General features: G+C 47.3%; 22 protein-coding genes. 3 read left to right on the plus strand and 19 right to left on the minus strand.

What is annotated here, in order from left to right; all coding sequences use genetic code 11:
• The 18 genes from WMO75_RS08665 to cysK all read right to left on the minus strand — a co-directional run.
• A partial coding sequence (locus tag WMO75_RS08665; protein ID WP_349077922.1) for an adenylyl-sulfate reductase subunit alpha occupies nucleotides 1-957 on the minus strand: 957 nt, incomplete at its 3' end.
• Nucleotides 958-975: 18 nt separating this feature from the next.
• Nucleotides 976-1,395, minus strand: a complete 420-nt coding sequence (locus WMO75_RS08670; RefSeq protein ID WP_118698202.1) for a M67 family metallopeptidase — start codon at nucleotides 1,393-1,395, stop codon at nucleotides 976-978.
• Nucleotides 1,396-1,641: 246 nt separating this feature from the next.
• Nucleotides 1,642-2,445 carry a HesA/MoeB/ThiF family protein gene (locus WMO75_RS08675; RefSeq protein ID WP_118252605.1) on the minus strand — a complete coding sequence of 268 codons (804 nt, stop codon included), beginning with the start codon at nucleotides 2,443-2,445 and terminating at the stop codon, nucleotides 1,642-1,644.
• Entirely contained in the window at nucleotides 2,445-2,654 is a 210-nt protein-coding gene (gene thiS / locus WMO75_RS08680) for a sulfur carrier protein ThiS (protein ID WP_022213495.1), read from the minus strand. Before thiS ends, WMO75_RS08675 begins: the two co-directional genes overlap by 1 nt.
• Nucleotides 2,655-2,731: 77 nt before the next feature.
• Nucleotides 2,732-3,049, minus strand: coding sequence for a thioredoxin family protein (locus WMO75_RS08685; protein WP_022213494.1), 318 nt, complete (start codon nucleotides 3,047-3,049; stop codon nucleotides 2,732-2,734).
• A gap of 1 nt (nucleotide 3,050) precedes the next feature.
• Nucleotides 3,051-3,299, minus strand: coding sequence for a sulfurtransferase TusA family protein (locus WMO75_RS08690; RefSeq protein WP_022213493.1), 249 nt, complete (start codon nucleotides 3,297-3,299; stop codon nucleotides 3,051-3,053).
• On the minus strand, nucleotides 3,292-4,155 hold the full coding sequence (locus WMO75_RS08695; RefSeq protein ID WP_022213492.1) for a ferredoxin-like domain-containing protein: 864 nt from the start codon (nucleotides 4,153-4,155) through the stop codon (nucleotides 3,292-3,294). The genes WMO75_RS08690 and WMO75_RS08695 overlap by 8 nt, the downstream gene beginning before the upstream one ends.
• 1 nt (nucleotide 4,156) lies before the next feature.
• Entirely contained in the window at nucleotides 4,157-5,392 is a 1,236-nt protein-coding gene (locus WMO75_RS08700; RefSeq protein WP_303223083.1) for an O-acetylhomoserine aminocarboxypropyltransferase/cysteine synthase family protein, read from the minus strand.
• A 199-nt stretch (nucleotides 5,393-5,591) separates the two neighbouring features.
• Nucleotides 5,592-6,023: an RrF2 family transcriptional regulator gene (locus WMO75_RS08705; protein ID WP_022213490.1), complete on the minus strand. Its 432-nt coding sequence runs from the start codon at nucleotides 6,021-6,023 to the stop codon at nucleotides 5,592-5,594.
• Nucleotides 6,024-6,083: 60 nt separating this feature from the next.
• Nucleotides 6,084-7,142, minus strand: a complete 1,059-nt coding sequence (locus WMO75_RS08710; protein ID WP_118252607.1) for a sulfate/molybdate ABC transporter ATP-binding protein — start codon at nucleotides 7,140-7,142, stop codon at nucleotides 6,084-6,086.
• Nucleotides 7,143-7,970 (minus strand): sulfate ABC transporter permease subunit CysW, encoded by an 828-nt coding sequence (cysW, locus tag WMO75_RS08715; RefSeq protein ID WP_022213488.1) that lies wholly within the window; start codon nucleotides 7,968-7,970, stop codon nucleotides 7,143-7,145.
• Nucleotides 7,970-8,806, minus strand: a complete 837-nt coding sequence (gene cysT / locus WMO75_RS08720) for a sulfate ABC transporter permease subunit CysT (RefSeq protein WP_022213487.1) — start codon at nucleotides 8,804-8,806, stop codon at nucleotides 7,970-7,972. Before cysT ends, cysW begins: the two co-directional genes overlap by 1 nt.
• 18 nt (nucleotides 8,807-8,824) lie before the next feature.
• Nucleotides 8,825-9,847 carry a sulfate ABC transporter substrate-binding protein gene (locus WMO75_RS08725; RefSeq protein WP_303223082.1) on the minus strand — a complete coding sequence of 341 codons (1,023 nt, stop codon included), beginning with the start codon at nucleotides 9,845-9,847 and terminating at the stop codon, nucleotides 8,825-8,827.
• 221 nt (nucleotides 9,848-10,068) lie between these two features.
• The gene (locus WMO75_RS08730; protein ID WP_118698206.1) at nucleotides 10,069-11,220 is read right to left on the minus strand and encodes a PP-loop family protein; all 1,152 of its coding nucleotides are present in this window, start codon (nucleotides 11,218-11,220) and stop codon (nucleotides 10,069-10,071) included.
• Nucleotides 11,221-11,246: 26 nt separating this feature from the next.
• Entirely contained in the window at nucleotides 11,247-12,323 is a 1,077-nt protein-coding gene (locus WMO75_RS08735; protein WP_118698207.1) for a LacI family DNA-binding transcriptional regulator, read from the minus strand.
• Nucleotides 12,324-12,394: 71 nt separating this feature from the next.
• Entirely contained in the window at nucleotides 12,395-12,838 is a 444-nt protein-coding gene (locus WMO75_RS08740) for an Rrf2 family transcriptional regulator (RefSeq protein ID WP_118252613.1), read from the minus strand.
• On the minus strand, nucleotides 12,839-14,149 hold the full coding sequence (locus tag WMO75_RS08745) for an O-acetylhomoserine aminocarboxypropyltransferase/cysteine synthase family protein (RefSeq protein ID WP_022213482.1): 1,311 nt from the start codon (nucleotides 14,147-14,149) through the stop codon (nucleotides 12,839-12,841). It abuts the gene before it with no gap.
• 82 nt (nucleotides 14,150-14,231) lie between these two features.
• Nucleotides 14,232-15,164 (minus strand): cysteine synthase A, encoded by a 933-nt coding sequence (cysK, locus tag WMO75_RS08750; RefSeq protein ID WP_118252614.1) that lies wholly within the window; start codon nucleotides 15,162-15,164, stop codon nucleotides 14,232-14,234.
• 192 nt (nucleotides 15,165-15,356) lie between these two features.
• Between cysK and WMO75_RS08755 the strand changes: the two genes are divergently transcribed.
• The gene (locus WMO75_RS08755) at nucleotides 15,357-16,151 is read left to right on the plus strand and encodes a sirohydrochlorin cobaltochelatase (RefSeq protein WP_118698208.1); all 795 of its coding nucleotides are present in this window, start codon (nucleotides 15,357-15,359) and stop codon (nucleotides 16,149-16,151) included.
• A 63-nt stretch (nucleotides 16,152-16,214) separates the two neighbouring features.
• On the opposite strand, the gene WMO75_RS08760 is transcribed toward WMO75_RS08755, so the two are convergent.
• Nucleotides 16,215-17,396 carry an MFS transporter gene (locus WMO75_RS08760; protein ID WP_303223080.1) on the minus strand — a complete coding sequence of 394 codons (1,182 nt, stop codon included), beginning with the start codon at nucleotides 17,394-17,396 and terminating at the stop codon, nucleotides 16,215-16,217.
• 370 nt (nucleotides 17,397-17,766) lie between these two features.
• On the opposite strand from WMO75_RS08760, the gene WMO75_RS08765 reads away from it, so the two are divergent.
• Both WMO75_RS08765 and bioB read left to right on the plus strand, forming a co-directional pair.
• Nucleotides 17,767-18,357, plus strand: a complete 591-nt coding sequence (locus WMO75_RS08765) for a biotin transporter BioY (protein WP_022213478.1) — start codon at nucleotides 17,767-17,769, stop codon at nucleotides 18,355-18,357.
• Nucleotides 18,354-19,337, plus strand: a complete 984-nt coding sequence (gene bioB / locus WMO75_RS08770) for a biotin synthase BioB (RefSeq protein WP_303223079.1) — start codon at nucleotides 18,354-18,356, stop codon at nucleotides 19,335-19,337. Before WMO75_RS08765 ends, bioB begins: the two co-directional genes overlap by 4 nt.
• Nucleotides 19,338-19,343 lie beyond the last annotated feature (6 nt).

The raw sequence follows: 19,343 nt of genomic DNA on the forward strand, positions 1-19,343 counted from the left end.
GCTCGGTGCCATATTCAGGTATGCTTTGAGAAGATCCTGATCCTGATCGGATGTGATACCGGAGGTCTTGAGATAACAAGGGCCATGCCCAAGCTGATTTTCTTTGACAGTTCCATATACACGCTGGCTGGTAGTCAGACCGTAAATGTGCTCATAGACTTCGCCTTTGGAGTTGACCTGCTTTGCCTGCACGCCCTGTGCGATAGTTCCTGTCGGAGCGATCGTATCTTTGCAGCGGAGTGCGATAAAACGCATCTCAAAGGTTGTCATCTCTGCACCGGAACGGATTCCCATCGCGTATCCGGCTCCTGTGTTGAATGGCGGATACCACATTTTATGTCTGGAAAATCCCGGGTTGTTTGGTTTGTAGAGGCCGGCTGCTCCTCCTGTTGCGATCAGGACTGCTTTTGCATGGATCACATAGGCTGTTTCTTCCATGATGGAAAAACCGACAGCTCCGTAAACGTTTCCGTTTTCTGTGAGAAGGTCTGTGATGTTTACGTAATTGAGGACATCTACATTTTTGCTTTTGTATACGGCATCTGCGAGGAGTGGTTTGAAGTTTTCGCCATTGATCTTAATGTTACGGTTTCCTCTTGCCACGTAGTCTCCGTTTTCATCTTTGAGAATCACGAGACCCAGTTTTTCCATATCTGCCGTTACTTCATTAAATTCTTCTGCGGCTGTCAGAAGGAGGTCGTTTCTGACGATTCCTGCCGCATCTTTGGTTGCGTAATCTACGTAGTCCTGTGGCTTGCGGCCTTTAACGATGTAGGCGTTGATCGCGTTGACACCTGCTGCGAGGCAGCCGCTTCGTTTGATGTTCGCTTTTTCTGCGACGAGAACGGAAGCGTCAGAATTTCTGCTGATGGTGAGTGCTGCGTAGCAGCCTGCGGTACCGCCGCCTATGATCAGGACATCTGTATGTAAGTGTTTTACCTGTAAGGGTCTGCTCATGTTTTTTTCTTCCTGACTTTATTCTGTGATCTCGATCTCGTGGATCGTTACGTTTTTTTCTTTGTCGATTCCGAATGCTTTGAGTACCGGGTTTCCTTCTTCCATAAGGGAGAGGATGAGGTATTCGATGGTCGGGTCAAATGCCAGGCGTTTGTCTTCTTCGGATGGGCGGGATGGGGATTCCGGATGGGAATGGAAGTTTCCGATGATCTTGTATCCGTTGGCTCTGGCGTCTTTGAGTGCTGCAAGCTGTTCTTTTGGATCCATGGAGAAGTGTTCTCTGCTGACGTCTACGTTTGTGAGGAGGTAGACTTTGGTGACGGTGATCTCCTCGGATTCTTTGGTTCCCGCGAGGAGGCCGCAGGATTCATTTGGGAGGCCGGCAGTGCAGTGGTCCAGGATGGTGTTGTAGTCTGATTTTTTTATATATAATTTCATAATGGGGGCTCCTCGATATTGTTCTCTGACGTGTATGAATAAACAGTTCAACGGGGACACGCTCTCGCTGACTTCGACTGGCAACGGATACACTGTGTACTACGTCCACAGTGTATCGGTCACAATACGGTCACTAAGAACCGGCCGTCTCAGATCATCCCCTTATATTTCAATCCACGTTCCCGCATGGGGAACGACCATTGCTCTTTGACATATTCGACTAATGCCAATTTCACTAATTCAGTTTTAGTGCATGTCACACTCAACCTGCTCGTAGTCGATTAATTTAGTAATGGTAGGATGATCACCACATACCGGACAATCATGGTTTTTCGGCAGTTTAATTGTACGGAAAGTCATAGTCAGGGCATCGTAGGTGAGGAGTCTTCCTGTGAGGAGGTCTCCTTTGCCGATGATGTATTTGACTGCTTCCATTGCCTGGAGGCTTCCGATGACTCCGCCCATGGCTCCGATGACGCCTGCCTGTTTACAGGTTGGGACTGCATCCTTCGGCGGCGGATCTTTGAAGACGCATCTGTAGCATGGTCCTTCTCCTGGGACGTAGGTCATGAGCTGGCCTTTGAAGCGGATGATCCCTGCGTGGGAGAATGGTTTTCCTGCCATGACACATGCATCGTTGATCAGGAATTTTGCCGGGAAATTGTCGGTTCCGTCAATGATGAAGTCGTAGTCTTTGATGATATCCATGATGTTCTCGGATGTGATGAATTTGCGGTATGTATTGACTTTGACATCTGGATTGATCGCCTGCATGGTTTCTTTGGCGGATTTTACTTTGGCTTTGCCGAGGTCGGCTGTTGTGTGGATGACCTGTCTCTGAAGGTTTGAGAGGTCTACCTCATCGGCATCTGCGATTCCGATGGTTCCTACGCCGGCTGCTGCGAGATACATGGCTGCCGGTGCTCCCAGTCCGCCTGCTCCGATGATGAGGACGCTGGCGTTCAGGAGTTTTTTCTGTCCCTTTGCACCAACCTCTTTGAGGATGATGTGGCGGGAATAGCGTTCTAACTGTTCGTTTGTGAATGCCATTATCTTGCGCCTCCTCCCATGAAGTACAGGAATTCGATTTCGTCGCCGTCTTTGACTTCTGTTGTCTCGAAAGCTCCGCTTTCTACGAATTCGTCGTTGATGGTTACGGTTACATACTGAGGTGTTTCCACATCCTCTTTCTCAATTAACTCTTTTACGGTAAGTCCTTCTGGATATTCTTTCTTTTCTCCTGCTACTTTGATAAACATGATTCTTATCTCCTTTATTATAACAAAATTTATGAATTTAATTATCAAATCAAAGTTATATAATTGTGAAATGATAATTAGATATAATCTTCAAACAAAGCTTCAATCTCTTCTGGTTCTTTGAGCCCGACTATTTTGCCTTTCTGTTCGCCGTTTACGAAACAGATAACGGTTGGAGCGGACATGACTTTGTATTGTTCGGCGAGTGCTTTGTCGTAGTTGACGTTGACTTTATAGATGTAAAGGGCGTCTTCATTTTCGTCTTCGAGGTCTCCGAGGATGCAGGCCATTTGTTTGCATGGGATGCAGGTGTCGGAGTAGAAGTCTACGAGGACTGGTTTGTCTGCCTTTAATACTTTTTCTTCGAAGTTTTCTGCGTTGATCCTGAGTGCCATATCATTCGTCCTCTACTTTCCTGACGATCAGAGTGAAGGTATCGTCGCCGTTGTCGGTGAGCTTCAGGATCTGATGTCCTTCTTCTTTGATGCTTCGCGGTACGTTCTGTACCGGTTCGCCGTTGTTCATGCGGACGGCGAGGATCTGTCCGTCATCGAGTTCTTCCAGTGCCACTTTTGCCTTGACAAAGGTCACCGGGCACACAACATCTGTAATATCTACGGTATCATCAATTTTATAATCAGCCATCGTAAGCTCCTTTCAGTACTTCGTACAGTTTACCTTCTCCAACTCTGTCGATCGTGAATTTGAATCTTTCACCTGGTTTTGCGTGATCTCCGAAGAACTGGATCGCTGCATCTGTCACGCGGAAGAGCTGTTCTTCGGAAGTGATCAGTGGCAGGAATTCCTGTCCTTTGCTGATATGGTTTCCAAAGGTACCTCCAAATGATACAAGGAACGCTTCATTTACATCCCATGCATCTACCGGACAGGATTTTGCACAACGTCCGCAGTAGTTGCATTTGTCGGTATCGATCACAAGTTTGTCGTCCTTGAAGGAAATCGCTTCCTCGCGGCAGGCTTTTTCACAGACACCGCAATGGATACATGCATCTTCCTGCCAGGTAACCTGTGCGGCTCCTTTGATTCCTACATCGTTTTCTTCGGCTTTGAGACAGTTGTTCTGGCATCCGGTTACGCCGAATTTGAATTTATGAGGAAGTTCCCTTCCGAAATATCTCTCATTTAACTTAACAGCGATGTCGTAGCTGTTGATATTTCCGCTTGGACAGACTGCATTGCCCTGACATGCTGTTACCGTTCTTACTCTCGGTCCGCAGACACCTGGTTTACATCCGCCTGTGGCAAGATCTGCTGTCACATCATCGATGTCGTTTAATTTGATGAACGGGATCTCAACTCCCTGTCTGGAAGTGAGATGTACGTATCCGTCACCGTATTTCTCAGCTACCTCTGCGATCTTCTTGAGGTTCTCTGCTGTCAGTGTTCCACCGACACAGGCAAGACGCAGGGAAAAGTTGTTTTTCTGTTTCTGGCGCATGAAACCGCCTTTTTTTAATGTTGCGTAATCTACTTTTGCCATTTTATTCTCCTTCTATCACTCGTCTGAAATCTTCCTTTAAGTCCTCGATATCTTCAATTCCCACACTGAGCCGGATCATGTCATCGTACACACCGGAAAGCTCTTTTTCTTCATTGGAAAGGTGTGCTGCGATGGTGCTTGACGGGTGGATCACCAGTGTCTTGGTGTCTCCGATATTGGATACCAGCCAGGGAAGTTTTAGTTCGTTTAAGATCTGGAAAGCTCTCTCCTTGCTTCCTGTTCTTAAGGTAATGATCGCTCCAAACCCACCATGGAACTGTTTCGCCGCGATCTCATGATATGGATGTTCCTCAAGTCCCGGATAGGAAACGGTGATGCCATGTCCTAATCCGTTCAGGAACTCCGCCAGCTCCATGGCGTTACTACAGTGACGCTGCATTCGAAGTCCCAGGGTTTCAAGTCCCAGATTGTTAAGAAAAGCATTCTGCGGTGCAAGACAGGCTCCCATGCTTCGAAAAAGTCCGTTCCGCAGTTTTGCAAGATAGGCAAATGGTCCGTACTTCTTAAATTCTGCCATCGCCGGATATTTCTCCGGGTCCCATTTAAACTTGCCTCCGCTCACCAGAACTCCGCTGATCGCATCACTGCTTCCGTTTATGTATTTGGATGAGGAATGAATCACAACATCCGCTCCGAGGCGTAATGGCTGGATCAGATATGGGGTTGCAACGGTGTTGTCAACCAGAAACGGAAGTCCATGCTTATGTGCGATCTCTGCCACTCCCTCGATGTCTGTGACATCCAGCTTCGGATTGCCGATCGTCTCTGCAAAAACGGCTCTGGTCTCAGGCATGATCGCCTTTTCAAAAGCATCCGGGGTGTTTTCCTTAACATAGGTTGTGGTGATCCCGTATGCCTTAAGCTCATCCAGAAGTTCTACCGTTCCACCGTAAAGTCCTGCCGCTGCCACAACATGATCACCATTTCGAAGAATGTTCATCAGTGCCATGGTCAGTGCTGCCATTCCGGAGGAACACGCTACACTTCCGACTCCACCTTCCAGTTTCGTCATCCGCTTCTCGAAGGATTCGATCGTCGGATTGTTGATCCTCGTGTAGGAGTAGCCTGCGCATTTGTTTGCGAAGATCTTCTCCAGCTCCTCTGCTGTATCGTGACGGAATGCACTGGACTGGTAGATCGGAACCTGTGTCGCGCCGTGAGGATTGCTGTCCTCGCTTCCATGAAGCAAAGTTGTGTTAAAACCGTATTCTTTCATTCCTGTGCTCCTTTGTTTTCCTTTGCTGTTTTGATGGTATTACTATATACCCATAAACATACCATGTCAATAGGTAATGTATGTTTTTTCCAAATTTTTTCATTTTTCTATTTTCAGCTTTCGGAACATATCAAAAAAGGCAGCAGAACACATCTTGCTTTTTTGATATGTTCTGCTGCCTTATGCCACAGAGTGGCTGTCAGATCACGTAATCTCCCATGTTTGAATTCTGTTCCAGAAGATCCTCCAGTGTGATTCCGTCAAAATATTCATTGATCAGCTTATAAAAGCCCTCCCACATCTGAAGTGTCTTACAGGTGGCAGCTCTCTCGCACTGGTTCGGATGATCATCCAGACAGGCAACCGGTGCCATGGATCCCTCTGTAATCCTTAAGATGCTCCCAATCGTATACTCAGAAGGTGTCCTGGCGAGACGATAACCGCCGCCCTTGCCTCTGAGTGCCTTGACAAATTTCTGTTTGCTTAATACGGAAACTATCGATTCCAGATATTTCTCTGAGATCTCCTGTCTCTTCGCAATGTCCATTAACGGAATATATTCTCCTGTATTATGCTCTGCAAGATCCAGCATGACGCGGATCGCATAGCGTCCTCTTGTTGAAATTTTCATGTAAATCCCTCCATATACCTATTATACCACAAGGTTATAGGGATTTCAAGCGATATCCCATCAGATTACAAGATAATCTTCTCTTGTAGAGCTGTTTTCCAGTGAGTAAACCTTGTTTTCTTTTATCACAAAAAGCCTCTGCACGAACACGTCGACTTTTTCGCCCTGGCGCACCATTGGCTCATCCAGGCCTCGTTTTGCCGTCAGCGTAACATCTCCGACTTTCACTTCCAGCTCAAAATAGCTTCCACGGAAAGCCACTCGTTCGACTTCTGCCCCGGATGCGGAGCTTTTGTACTTCTGTACCTCTGTCTTTCTAGTGACTTTGACAAACTCCGGACGGATGATCGCGTATTCGGCCCCTGGAATGTCCTCAAAATATTTGAACATCTGATAATCTTTTACAACAGCTGCCTGTCCGAAGAAAGATGCGCTGAATGCAGTTTCCGGACTCTGATATACCTCGACCGGGCTTCCCTTCTGTTCGATGTGGCCTCTGTTTGTGATGATGATCTCATCTGCCACCTCGATCGCCTCATCCTGGTCATGCGTCACGAAAATACTGGTAATCCCCAGCTGTTCGATCATATCTTTGAGCCAGGTACGGAGTTCCTGACGGATCTTGGCATCGATCGCCGCAAATGGCTCATCGAGGAGGAGAAGCTGCGGATTCGGAGCAAGTGCTCTCGCAAAAGCAACTCTCTGTCTCTGCCCACCGGAAAGCTGGCTTGGATATCTTTTTTCCAGACCCTTAAGGCCTACCAGCTCGATCAGTTCCATAACTCTGCTTTTGATGTATTTTTTGTCTGCTTTCTGGACTTTCAGGCCAAAAGCAACGTTGTCGTATACGGTCATATAGCGGAACAGCGCATAACTCTGGAATACGAATCCGATCCCGCGCTCACTTGCCGGAATGTCGTTGACTACTTTTCCATCAATGATGATCTCGCCGCTGTCCGGCTGCTCCAGACCTGCGATCATACGCAGGATCGTGGTCTTTCCACTTCCACTCGGACCCAGAAGACCGATCAGTTTTCCTTTCTCGATTCCAAAAGAAACATGGTCGGATGCTTTATAATCTCCAAAAGTTTTGTTGATATCCTTTAATTCGACGTACATTTAGACTTCCCCCTCTTTTTTTCCTCTGTGCTCCATCACGCTGCGGATGATCAGAAGGATCACCGCCATGATCACCAGGATCGAAGATACCGCAAATGCCGGCACATACTGAAATTCATTGAATAAGATCTCCACATGTAGCGGCAGTGTGTTGGTCAGGCCGCGAAGATGTCCTGACAGAACGGAAACCGCTCCGAACTCTCCCATTGCTCTCGCTGTACATAATACGATTCCATACAGGAGTGCCCATTTGATATGTGGAAATGTAATTTTGGAAAAAATCGTCCAGCCTTTCGCGCCCATCAGTGCGGCCGCCTCTTCTTCATCTGTTCCAATGGATTCCAGTACAGGAAGAAGCTCACGGAACACAAATGGAAAAGTAACAAATACCGTTGCAAGAACGATACCTGGAACTGCAAAGACGATCTGGATATTCGCCTTCTGCAGATACGGATAAAGGATGCTCTGTTTTCCAAAGATCAGAAGGTAGATAAGACCGGCAATGATTGGTGAGACTGTGACCGGAACATCGATCAGCGTCGTGAGCAGTTTTTTGCCCTTAAACTGAAATCTCGTGACTGCCCAGGCTGCACATAATCCAAGAACGGTGTTGCATACGACTGCGATCACGGTTGCTTTCAGTGTCAGCATCAATGCGGCGATCGTATAGGAGTCTGTCACCGCTTCTACATAGACTTCCCAGCCTTTTTTGAGAGCTTCTGTGACTACGACAAACAGCGGGAGTACCAGCATCACAAAAAGAAATAAAACGCTGATCCCGATCAGAAGATATTTTACGATCTTTGATTCATTTTCTCTGTTTTTCATCAGACGTTGCCTCCTCTCAGTCTTTTTGAATTGCGTGCCTGCATCAGATTCATCAGAAACAGGATGAGGAACGATGCGATCAGCATGACGAGAGCGATCGAAGTTGCGCTTTTGTAATCGAATTCCTGAAGTTCTGACATGATGATGAGTGGTGTGATCTCAGTCTCGTAAGGTCTGTTTCCTGCGATAAATACAACGCTTCCGTATTCTCCAAGGCAGCGTCCGAACGCCAGTCCTGTACCGGTAAGAAGCGGAGGAAGAAGTTCCGGAAGAATGACTCTTCGAAAAATATATCCCGGCTTCGCACCCATGACTCTTGCTGCTTCTTCATAAGAACCGTCCAGCTTTTCAAGGACTGGCTGCACTGCTCTTGCGACAAACGGAATTCCTACAAAGATCAGTGCAAATGTGATCCCAAGTTTCGTGTAGGCGATCTTGATGCCGAATTTTGCAAAAAAACTTCCGATGAGTCCCTGGTCTGATGTCAGGGAAGTCAAAGAGATGCCGGCAACTGCGGTCGGCAGCGCGAATGGAAGTTCGATCATACCGTCCATGATCCGTTTGCCCGGGAATTCATAGCGTACCAGAACCCACGCAAGGATCAGTCCCATCACGGCGTTGACAAGGGATGCGCCCAGTGCGGTGATAAAGCTGACATAAAAACTGGACAGGACTCTCTTTCTTGTAATGACCTCAAAAAATTCTCTCAGCCCAAGCTGCGAAGAATACACAACAAGAGAAGCCAGCGGGATCAGAACCACGATACTGAGCATGGTGATCGTCACACCCATGGTCAGTCCGAATCCCGGAATTACTCTTTTTTTGCTTTTTTTCATAATCGTTCACCTCGTATTTTAGTTGCCGTAGATCTGATCAAAGATCCCGCTGTCTGCAAAATGTTTCTCCTGCACTTCCTGCCAGCCGCCAAAATCGTCGATCGTTTTTAACTCCATTGTAAGGTCAAACACATCGCTGTATTCCTTCAGGATCTCCTCGTTGACCGGACGGTAATAATTTTCTGCTGCGATCCTCTGTGCATCATCGGAATAAAGATAGTTCAGATATTCTTTTGCGATGTCCTCTGTGCCGCGGTTCTCTGCCACTTCGTGGACCACTGCCACAGACGGCTGTGCCAGTACACTGATGCTCGGGTTGATGATCTCAAATTCATCCGGATCATCCTGTACAGAAAGAAATGCTTCATTTTCCCAGGCGATCAGGACATCTCCCTGTCCGTTCTCCACGAAGGAAGTGGTCGCGCTTCTTGCACCGGAATCCAGAACAAGTACATTCTGGTATAATTTTTTGATAAATTCTTCCATCTTGTCTTCCTGGTTATTATAAGCTTTCTGTGCATATGCCCAGGCTGCCAGATAGTTCCAGCGGGCTCCACCGGAAGTCTTCGGGTTTGGTGTGATCACATCAACATCGTCACGGATCAGATCATCCCAGTCCTTAATATTTTTCGGATTGCCTTTTCTTACCAGAAATACGATCGTGGAAGTGTAGGGAGCACTGTCGTCCGGAAGTTCTTCTTTCCATCCTTCATCGATCATTCCTGCATCCTGGATGGCATTGATATCATATTCCAGTGCCAGTGTCACCACATCTGCCTGCAGGCCGTTGATGACTTCCAGTGCCTGTTTGCCGGAACCGCCGTGGGACTGGATCACGTCCACATCCTGACCGGTCTCTTCCTTCCAGTGTTCCTGAAAGATCTTGTTATAAGATTCATACAGTTCCCTCGTTGGATCGTAGGAAACATTGATAATATGTACATCGGATCCTGCCCCTGCATCGTAGGAACAGACTCCGGTAAAAGCTGCAATTCCAAGTACTGCTGCCAGACACAGGCTTCTCAGTTTTTTCTTTGTCATTTCTGCCACTCCCTGTTGTTTTCTTTTTTTACGTTAAAGGCATTATATACCAATAAACATACTTTTTAAATATGTTTTTTAGAAAACGTTTGCACAGATGTTTCTCCGGCACTGGTCGGGCATTGATCAGGCAGCAAAAAAGACCGCCAACACAGCACCTGTTCCCCTGTACGCCAGGAGTTACAGCAGTCTGTATTGATGGTCTTTTTTATTTTATATTTTTATTTCTGTTCATCGTAAGTGTCAAGGAAATTGTGTCTCACGCCATCCTGCTTGTATCCGATGACGGTATTCAGGTTGACATTCTCCACGCTTCGGAAAATATTATATTCAATGACCGGATCCTTCTTGGCAAGTTCATGGATCAGTTCCTTGATCTCCGCACGCTTGGAGCCCTTCTCAGTACCGCCGCAGGATGCACAGTGCTCTGTAAAGCGGCATGCACACTGGATGAAATGAAGGTCATTGTAATTCGCCCAGTGAATGATATCTGCCTCACGGATCAGATACAGCGGGCGGATCAGCTCCATTCCCTCAAAGTTCGTACTGTGAAGCTTCGGCATCATGGTCTGGACCTGTGCGCCATAGAGCATTCCCATCAGGATCGTCTCGATGACATCATCATAGTGGTGTCCAAGCGCGATCTTGTTGCAGCCCAGTTCTTTGGCTTTGCTGTAGAGATAACCTCTTCTCATTCTCGCGCAGAGATAGCATGGTGACTGTTCTTCTGCTGCAACGATATTAAAAATATCCGACTCAAAAACTGTGATCGGCACATTCAGGATCTTTGCATTATCCTTGATCGTCTGATAATTGATTTCATTGTAGCCCGGGTTCATTACCAGGAAAACAACCTCAAAGTTCTTCTTGCCGTGGCGGGAAAGCTCCTGAAACAGCTTCGCCATCAGCATGGAGTCCTTGCCGCCTGAGATACAGACTGCGATCTTGTCTCCGTCCTGCACAAGCTCGTACTCACGGATCGCCTTGGTAAATCTCCTCCAGATCGGCTTGCGGAATTTCTTGATGATGCTGCGCTCGATGTCCTTTGTGCGCTGTTCTGCCGCATTGTGATCCGCCATCATTTTGCTGAGTTTGATCTTGAGCCATGCGCGGTAGCCGTTCTTGATGCTGTATACTTCATACCCCTGTTCATTCAGTTCCTGCGCAATTTCCTCACTCTTCTGCCCGGTATAACAGAGCAGGTAAACCGGACAGTCCTTGCGGATCTCGTCCATATGCTCTTCTAATTCTTCCCAGTAGATGTTGACAGCCCCCGGATAGGTTTCCTTGTCAAAATCTGCCTTGTCACGGATGTCTATGATCTGTTTTTCCCTTGTATCTTCCTGTAATTCTTCAATCGTTCTAATACACATATGCTTCTTCCTTAATAAAAAATTTCTTATATACAGTAATCGCTCCAGGTGCTCTCGGAAACGTGGGAGCAGCTGTTCCGGATCATCAGGTGACCGGAAAGTTCCATACGCACGACACCGCTGTGTCCGCCTTTCATGCGGTCGAGAAGAAGGTAGAGGGCAAATTTCCCCATCTCTTCCTTCGGAAGTCCTACAGTTGTCAGCATCGGCTTCGTGTACTGCGCTTCCTCGATATCGTCACTCGCTATGATCGACGGCGTAAAATAAAGATTCCTGCAGCGTCCCAGATATTTCAGCATTCCGACAGCCGTAATGTCATTGGCGCAGTAGATTCCTGTCGGACAGTCGTCAGACTTAAGAAACTGCTCCATCGCTTCGTAGCCTTCCTTCTCTGTCTGGTTCGTCTCCACGACATACTCCGGGATCACATCCAGGTTATTTCTCTTAAGAGTGTCCAGATAGCCATTGTAACGGTCCTCGTTTCGACAGTTTCCGACATACCCGATATTCCGGTGCCCCAGTGAGATCAGATGTTCCACTGCCATCGCCGCGATCTTTCTGCCGTCACACAACACTTCATCCACCTCATAATTGGTGGAATTACGGTTGACTGACACTACGCTCCGGTATTTCTGATTTAGTTTCTTAAGGGCCACAAGATTGCATCGGCCGATCACGATCAAGCCGTCCTGTTTTCCCTCCGTCTCAGTATACATTCCCTGGATGATCTGGTCAAGATTTTCCCGCCGGCATTTTCGGTCATCGGAAAAAAGCGGCATATACCAGACTTTGGAGAGGATGCAGTTGTGCTCGTGGATCTCGCTCTCCACCACGCGGAGAAGCTCTGTGAAAAAAGGATCCGTCCTTGACTCATCAGTTCTTGTCATCAGTACATTGACGTACCAGATCCGGCTGTCTCTGGACTGCCTGCCTTTTTTGAGATTTCTTGCCGCCTCGTTTGGGACGTAATTCATTTCCATGGCGATCGCCCAGACTTTTTCCCGAAGGCCGGGAATCGAACATTTGTAGTCAGGACGGTTAAGGATTCTGGAAACGGTTGAGATAGATACTCCTGCTTTTTCTGCGATCTTTTTGATAGACATATGTGTATTTCCTCTTGAAGTCGATAAAAAAAACCGGAGGCCAGGGCATCGCCTCAAACCTCCAGAGTTTTTCAGATATAGTACATTTCCTGTTTTTCGTAATGATCGGAATAATATCCGCTCATTTGTGCCAAAGTCAAGTTTGACAGAATCTGATCGAGTTCCTGATTGACGGTATCCACCACCAGCTTCTGAATCGTATCTGAGATTCCTTTATAGCTGTTTTCCGCCACAACATCCTCATCTTCGAGGTGGTAGCTTCCTTCGAGAGCTTCCACCACGGATGCAACAGTGATCTCGTCAGCAGCCTTCGCCAGATTATATCCTCCCTGGGAGCCTTTGACACTTTTTACTATGCCTGTTCTGCGGAACGAGGCAAATATGTGTTCCAGAAACTGCAGAGAAATGTCATTTCTCTCAGCTATGGTTTTCAGGGCTACCGGTGTGCTGGACGGCTGTGCAGCCAGGTCCATCAGCGCAGTGAGACCATATCTGGTTTTTTTGCAAAATTTCAATTACTGGATTGCCTTGAAAGCTTCGTCCAGATCCTGGATGATATCGTCGATGTTTTCCGTTCCGATGGAAAGACGGATCGTGTTCGGTTTGATACCCTGATCCAGAAGCTCTTCTTCTGTGCACTGGCTGTGGGTGGTGGTTGCCGGATGGATAACCAGTGATTTAACATCTGCTACGTTTGCAAGCAGAGAGAACAGTTCCAGGTTGTCGATAAAGTCTTTGGCTGTCTGTGCATCTCCCTTGATCTCGAATGTGAAGATAGATCCACCGCCATTCGGGAAGTATTTTGCATACAGAGCTTTCTGGCTCTCATCATCTGTTACGGACGGATGATGTACTTTCTCTACCATTGGGTGATTGTTCAGGTACTGAACAACTTTGAGTGCGTTCTCTACATGACGCTCTACACGCAGGGACAGTGTCTCAAGACCCTGAAGGAAGATGAAGGAGCTTACTGGAGAGATCGTTGCACCTGTGTCACGAAGAAGGATCGCACGGATCTTTGTAACAAATGCAGCCGGTCCGCATGCTTTTGTGAAGCTAATTCCATGGTAGCTCGGGTTTGGCTCTGTCAGGGACGGGAATTTACCGGAAGCTTCCCAGTCGAATTTGCCACCTTCTACGATGACACCACCGATTGTTGTTCCATGTCCTCCGATGAATTTGGTTGCGGAATGAACAACGATGTCTGCACCGTACTCGATCGGTCTTACAAGGTATGGTGTTGCGAATGTGTTATCTACAACGAGCGGGATCTGATGTCTGTGAGCGATCTCAGCGCAAGCTTCAACATCAACAACGTCAGAGTTCGGGTTTCCAAGAGTCTCGATGTAAAGTGCTTTGGTGTTGTCCTGGATCGCATTCTCTACTTCTTCAAGATTGAAGATGTCTACGAATGTTGTTGTGATTCCATATGCCGGAAGGGTATGCTCCAGAAGGTTTGTTGTTCCACCGTAGATGTTCTTTGCTGCTACGATGTGGTCTCCGTTCTGTGCAAGGTTCTCAATCGTGTATGTAATTGCTGCTGCACCGGAAGCTACTGCAAGTGCTGCTGTACCGCCTTCAAGTGCTGCGATTCTCTTCTCAAAAACGTCCTCTGTCGGGTTTGTCAGACGTCCGTAGATGTTACCTGCATCTGCAAGTCCGAAACGAGCTGCTGCATGATCGCAGTTACGGAATACATAAGAAGATGTCTGGTAGATCGGAACTGCTCTTGCATCGGTAACCGGATCCGGCTGTTCCTGTCCTACGTGAAGCTGAAGTGTTTCAAATTTGAATTTTCTGTTTTCTCTTGTGATCTTTTCGCCCATAATAATCTGATCCTCTTTTCTATTTTTTTGTGGGGGAAGGAAGAAACTCTTCCTTCCGACTGTCTATTGTATATGAAATTTCTTACTCTGTAAACAGTGCTGTTGAGTAATATCTGTCACCTGTATCCGGAAGAAGTGCTACGATCGTCTTTCCTTTGTTTTCCGGACGTTTGGCAAGTTCGATCGCTGCGTAGAGAGCTGCTCCTGAGGAGATACCTACGAGAACGCCTTCTTTCTTGGCAAGAAGCTTCGCTGTTGTGAAGCATACTTCGTTGTCGATCGGCATGATCTCATCATAAACCTGTGTGTTGAGGACTTCCGGAACGAATCCGGCTCCGATACCCTGGATCTTGTGCGGACCGCCTTTTCCTTCGGAAAGTACCGGGGAAGTTGCAGGCTCTACTGCTACGATCTTGATGTCCGGGTTCTGTTCTTTGAGGTATTCACCTGTTCCTGTAAGTGTTCCGCCTGTGCCGACACCGGCTACGAAGATGTCTACCTTTCCGTCTGTGTCGTTCCAGATTTCAGGACCTGTGGTTGCTTTGTGTGCTGCCGGGTTTGCCGGGTTTACGAACTGTCCCGGGATGTAGCTGTTCGGGATTTCTTTGGCAAGTTCGTCTGCTTTGGCGATCGCACCTTTCATTCCCTTGGCTCCCTCTGTCAGAACCAGTTCTGCGCCGTATGCTTTCAGGATGTTTCTACGTTCAATACTCATGGTCTCCGGCATAGTGAGGATGATTCTGTATCCTTTCGCTGCTGCGATAGATGCAAGACCGATTCCTGTGTTTCCGGATGTCGGCTCGATGATCACGGATCCTTCCTTGAGGATTCCTTTTGCTTCAGCATCCTCGATCATCGCTTTGGCGATTCTGTCCTTGACGCTTCCTGCCGGGTTGAAGTACTCGAGTTTCACAAGGATGGTTGCTTCCAGTCCGAGTTCCTTCTCTACATTTGTTACTTCTACAAGTGGAGTGTTTCCGATCAGTCCAAGTGTTCCTTTATAAATGTTTGCCATGGTGTTTACCGCCTTTCTGTTTTCTTATTTATTCGTGTCTGTTTTTATTAACATACCTCTTTGATATGTTTAGTATGTTATTCCTTTTTACCCGAAATGTCAATAGGTTTTTGGAAAAAAATTGAACTTTTTTTCGCAGTATTGTATAATCCATTTATACGCGGAAAATAAACCTTTAGGAGAATGCATTTTATGAATCAGCAAACAGATAAAGCGATCCTGGTCGTGAGCTTCGGAACCAGTTATGAAGCCTCCAGGAAAGCTACCATAGAAAAGATCGAGCAGGATATTGCCGATGCTTTTGGCGATCATCGAATCTATCGTGCATGGACCAGCAAGATGATCATTTCTGTTCTTAAGAAAAGGGACAATTATATCGTTCCTACGGTAAAAGAAGCCATGGAACAGATGATCGCAGACGGGATCCGGGAAGTGGCTGTGCAGCCGACACATATCCTGGACGGTATCGAGAATCATGTTATGAAGGAAGAAGTTCTTTCTTATAAAGAATCTTTTGACAAAATTGTATTCGGTACTCCTCTTCTGACCTCACCGGAGGATGAGCAGAAAGCGATCGAAGCTGTAAATTCTGAATTTTCTGATCTGAAAGATCCGGAAGCCCTGGTACTTATGGGCCATGGAACCACGCATCAGGTTAATGTTGTTTATGCAGGACTGGATAAGAAGTTTAAAACTTCAGGACACTCCAACGTCTTTATCGGAACAGTGGAAGCAGAACCAACGATCCAGGACCTTGTCAGAGAGGTATCTGCTTTCCAGCCATCCAAGATCTATATGACACCGTTTATGATCGTGGCGGGTGATCATGCACACAATGATATGGCTGGAGATTCCCCGGATTCCTGGGTCTGTCAGTTTAAAGAAGCCGGATTTGAAGTCTGTCCTGTTTTGAAGGGACTTGGCGAATATCCGGGAATCCGTGCGATGTTTGTGGAGCATGCACGTGAGGCGATTGCTTCTATGTAATATTTCAGCATCAAAAAAGTCTGGACATCAAGACTTATAAAATCTCGAATGTCCAGACTTTTTTTAATTCTTCTGACTCTTCTTACATATCTGAATCCCGATAAGCAGAAGCACCGGGAACACGATCGCCGCGAGGATTCCCATCCTCAGATTATTACCCACACTGCTGGATACGAAACCGGCAAGTGTCGGACCGCCGGAGCAGCCGAGGTCTCCTGCGAGAGCAAGTAATGCAAACATTGCGGTACCGCCGCCTCTGATGGATGCCGACGCAATGCTGAACGTTCCCGGCCACATAATCCCTACGGAAAATCCGCAGACAGCACAGCCGACGAGACTGAGCATCGGAACCGGAACGAAAGCGATGCAGAGATAAGAGATCACGCAGAGAATGCTGCTGTAGGTCATAAAACGTTTCAGATCGATCTTCTCTCCGTATTTCCCATAAAGAAGTCTTGCAAGTCCCATCAGGACTGCAAATGCCATCGGACCCGCGAGGTCTCCGACCGTCTTGCTGACCTTCAGTCCTTCTTCTGCAAAAGTGGATGCCCACTGGCTCACTGCCTGTTCACTCGCTCCTGCACAGGTCATCATCAGCATCACGACCCAGAAGATCTTCATGGAGCAGAGTTCTCTGATAGAAAGTCCCTTCTCTCCTTCTTCATGCAGGGAATAGATCGGGGAAGTCAGAAATATGATTCCATTGAGCACCGGGATGACCGCCCAGATGCGTGCAAGGATCTTCCAGTTTGCGATTCCGAAGGTACTGAAGAAGATCGTGGAAATCAGAACGACTCCCACATGTCCCCAGCAATAAAACGAATGCAGAAGGCTCATTGCTTTTTCTTTGTTGTCTGTCGGGCAGGCCTCGATGATCGGGCTGATCAGTACCTCCAGAAGTCCGCCGCCGATCGCGTAGATCGCAACTGCGATCAGAATGCCGGTAAACGGATCTGCCGTGACTTCCGGAAGGATCGTCAGCCAAAACAGACCGATCGCCGAACAGATATGTGCGATCGTTACCGATGCCTTATATCCGATCTTATCTACAAATCCTGCTGACAGAAGGTCGATCAGAAGCTGGATCATAAAGTTGATCGTGATCAGCAGCGTGATCTTTGACAGCGGGATCTGGTAGCTTTTCTGGAATGTTACGAACAGCAATGGAACAAAATTGTTGACGATTGCCTGCACGATGTATCCCACGAAACAGGCGTACATGGTTCTTTTGAATGATGGTCTCATACCTTTTCTCCTGTAAAATATAACTTAGAATTTTATCATAATATCTTTTCCAGAAAAATACCAGCCATATTTTGACCACTTTTTACGAAATCCTGACTTTCTTTAAGGAAAATCATTTCAAAACTGAATCCTGATTTCTCTCTTAATGGCCATCTGGCATCGGATATGACATGCAGCATATTTTCCGATGCGTGAATACATTTGCTCGCATAAGGTACCATTTGCTTTTTATGCTTTTCTTTCGATATATGACCAGCCTTGCGTAAAAAATACTTTTTTGTTACAATTGTAAACTTTTTATTTTTTCAAGTTGACAATTCGTACTCTTTCTTTTAAAATTGTAAACCATAAAGATTTTGGAGGTTTACAAATGTCAAAGACGAAAACTTTAATCTACTGCAGTCTTTTTACCGCGCTGATCGCGGCGGGGGCTTTTATCAAGATCCCGGTGCCGGTGGTTCCTTTTACTTTGCAGTATCTGTTTACGATGCTTGCAGGGCTGCTGCTTGGTTCGAAACGTGGAACGATCTCTGTCGTTGCCTACATGCTTCTGGGGCTTGCAGGGCTTCCGATCTTCTCTGAGGGCGGCGGTCTCTGGTATGTCTTTAAACCAAGTTTTGGCTATATCATTGGATTCTGTCTCGGAACTTACGTGACAGGACGTATCGCAGAACATCTGAAGAAAAAGACGATCTTCCGCTACCTGCTCGCAAACCTGGCGGGACTTATGATCGTCTATGCCTGCGGCATGATCTACTACTACGTGATCTGCAATTATGTGATCAACACACCGATCGGGATCTGGCCGCTCATCCTCTACTGCTTCCTTCTTGCAGTACCTGGTGACATCGCTTTAAGCATCCTTGGTGCCATCATTGCCAGACGTGTCCGTCCAGTCGTGATCCAGTACCTTTCTGATTCCAATACAACTTTATTACATACGGAGGAGACAGCAAAATGAACCCACTTACTTTAGCCCAGGAAATCATTGACGGACGCAGGATCACAAGAGAGGATGATCTTTCCTTCTTTCTCACCTGTGATCTAGATGAATTATGCGAAGGTGCAAACCGCATCCGCAAGGCCTGTATCGGAGACAAAGTAGACCTCTGCTCGATCATCAACGGACGCAGCGGCAGATGCCCGGAAGACTGTAAATACTGTGCACAGTCCGCACACCACCACACTTCCTGCGAAGTTTATGATTTTCTTCCGGAGGAAAAAATCCTTGAAGCCTGTAAGATGAACGAGTCCGAAGGTGTTGACCGTTTTTCCATCGTCACCGCCGGAAAAGCTCTGACAGGAAAAGAATTCGACCAGGCGATCCATGCCTATGAGACCATGCATAAAGAATACAAGATCGACCTCTGCGCTTCCATGGGATTTATCTCCGCAGAACAGCTTCACCGTCTTCACGAGGCAGGCGTGACCAGCTACCATCACAACATCGAGACCTCCCGCAGAAATTTCCCGAACATCTGCACCACACACACTTACGACATGAAGATCGAAACCCTCAAAAAAGTCAAAGCCGAAGGCATGTGCGCCTGCTCCGGCGGCATCATCGGCATGGGTGAGACCTGGGAAGACCGTCTGGATATGGCGATCAGCCTTGCTGAACTTGGCATCGACTCCATCCCGATCAATGCTCTGATGCCGATCCCGGGAACGCCTCTGGAACATCTCCCGGAACTTTCTGAGCCGGATATCCTCCGTACGATCGCTTTCTTCCGCTATATCAACCCGGAGGCAAACATCCGTCTCGCCGCCGGACGCGCCCTTCTCAACAACGACGGAGAAACTGCATTCAAGGCCGGAGCCTCCGCTTCCATCACCGGAAACATGCTGACCACCGTTGCCTGCGCGACGATCCGAAGCGACCGCAAGATGCTCGCTGACATGGGACGTGACGTGACTCCTGAATACTGGAAGGAAGTGTAAAATAAA

Origin of the sequence: Blautia intestinihominis, assembly GCF_040096655.1 — a bacterium.
Classification (GTDB): domain Bacteria; phylum Bacillota; class Clostridia; order Lachnospirales; family Lachnospiraceae; genus Blautia_A; species Blautia_A intestinihominis.

Excerpts from the sequence above, each read along its gene's own strand:
- WMO75_RS08670 (WP_118698202.1), bottom strand. The coding sequence starts at position 1,395 with ATGAAATTATATATAAAAAAATCAGACTACAACACCATCCTGGACCAC.
- WMO75_RS08675 (WP_118252605.1), bottom strand. The coding sequence starts at position 2,445 with ATGGCATTCACAAACGAACAGTTAGAACGCTATTCCCGCCACATCATC.
- thiS (WP_022213495.1), bottom strand. The coding sequence starts at position 2,654 with ATGTTTATCAAAGTAGCAGGAGAAAAGAAAGAATATCCAGAAGGACTT.
- WMO75_RS08685 (WP_022213494.1), bottom strand. The coding sequence starts at position 3,049 with ATGGCACTCAGGATCAACGCAGAAAACTTCGAAGAAAAAGTATTAAAG.
- WMO75_RS08690 (WP_022213493.1), bottom strand. The coding sequence starts at position 3,299 with ATGGCTGATTATAAAATTGATGATACCGTAGATATTACAGATGTTGTG.
- WMO75_RS08695 (WP_022213492.1), bottom strand. The coding sequence starts at position 4,155 with ATGGCAAAAGTAGATTACGCAACATTAAAAAAAGGCGGTTTCATGCGC.
- WMO75_RS08700 (WP_303223083.1), bottom strand. The coding sequence starts at position 5,392 with ATGAAAGAATACGGTTTTAACACAACTTTGCTTCATGGAAGCGAGGAC.
- WMO75_RS08705 (WP_022213490.1), bottom strand. The coding sequence starts at position 6,023 with ATGAAAATTTCAACAAGAGGACGCTATGCGATCCGCGTCATGCTGGAT.
- WMO75_RS08710 (WP_118252607.1), bottom strand. The coding sequence starts at position 7,142 with ATGTACGTCGAATTAAAGGATATCAACAAAACTTTTGGAGATTATAAA.
- cysW (WP_022213488.1), bottom strand. The coding sequence starts at position 7,970 with ATGAAAAACAGAGAAAATGAATCAAAGATCGTAAAATATCTTCTGATC.
- cysT (WP_022213487.1), bottom strand. The coding sequence starts at position 8,806 with ATGAAAAAAAGCAAAAAAAGAGTAATTCCGGGATTCGGACTGACCATG.
- WMO75_RS08725 (WP_303223082.1), bottom strand. The coding sequence starts at position 9,847 with ATGACAAAGAAAAAACTGAGAAGCCTGTGTCTGGCAGCAGTACTTGGA.
- WMO75_RS08730 (WP_118698206.1), bottom strand. The coding sequence starts at position 11,220 with ATGTGTATTAGAACGATTGAAGAATTACAGGAAGATACAAGGGAAAAA.
- WMO75_RS08735 (WP_118698207.1), bottom strand. The coding sequence starts at position 12,323 with ATGTCTATCAAAAAGATCGCAGAAAAAGCAGGAGTATCTATCTCAACC.
- WMO75_RS08745 (WP_022213482.1), bottom strand. The coding sequence starts at position 14,149 with ATGGGCGAAAAGATCACAAGAGAAAACAGAAAATTCAAATTTGAAACA.
- cysK (WP_118252614.1), bottom strand. The coding sequence starts at position 15,164 with ATGGCAAACATTTATAAAGGAACACTTGGACTGATCGGAAACACTCCA.
- WMO75_RS08755 (WP_118698208.1), top strand. The coding sequence starts at position 15,357 with ATGAATCAGCAAACAGATAAAGCGATCCTGGTCGTGAGCTTCGGAACC.
- WMO75_RS08760 (WP_303223080.1), bottom strand. The coding sequence starts at position 17,396 with ATGAGACCATCATTCAAAAGAACCATGTACGCCTGTTTCGTGGGATAC.
- WMO75_RS08765 (WP_022213478.1), top strand. The coding sequence starts at position 17,767 with ATGTCAAAGACGAAAACTTTAATCTACTGCAGTCTTTTTACCGCGCTG.
- bioB (WP_303223079.1), top strand. The coding sequence starts at position 18,354 with ATGAACCCACTTACTTTAGCCCAGGAAATCATTGACGGACGCAGGATC.